The organism is Mesorhizobium sp. M4B.F.Ca.ET.214.01.1.1 (assembly GCF_004791545.1).
Taxonomy (GTDB): Bacteria; Pseudomonadota; Alphaproteobacteria; order Rhizobiales; family Rhizobiaceae; genus Mesorhizobium; species Mesorhizobium abyssinicae.
In genome coordinates this window covers 1-314 of the sequence record NZ_SRUX01000223.1, presented here as the reverse complement: position 1 = coordinate 314, position 314 = coordinate 1, and the positions used below count along the sequence as shown (strand labels likewise).

Annotated in this window: 1 protein-coding gene; it reads right to left on the bottom strand. The window is 61.8% G+C overall.

Annotated elements, in window-relative coordinates; translation table 11 throughout:
• Window positions 1-47: 47 nt before the first annotated feature.
• Window positions 48-314 (bottom strand): hypothetical protein (locus EN857_RS35345; RefSeq protein ID WP_210235175.1); only part of this gene is annotated, 267 nt, incomplete at its 5' end.

Genomic DNA, 314 nt, shown 5'->3' with positions numbered 1-314 from the left:
GTTAACCTGAATGTCGGCTTTCGACGGCTCACCTTAGCGGCTGCCGTTTAGGAAGGTGAGAGTTTGGCTGGCCCGCTGGCGATAAGACCGGCTTCGGCGTCCTGGAGTAGTCGCACTTCGGCGATGGGGTCGAAAGTGCGGGAGAGGCTCGGTACCCTTGCAGCCACCGCCGCATGTGGCCCGGCGTCATAATTCGCGTCGCGGTTGCCAACGGCGGCGTTGGGCTCGATCCACGTGGCGTTGAGCCCGACAGCACGTAAAGCTGCATCGTGATTGAATGCCCTTTGCTGTTTCACGCCAAGCAGGAGTCGCGC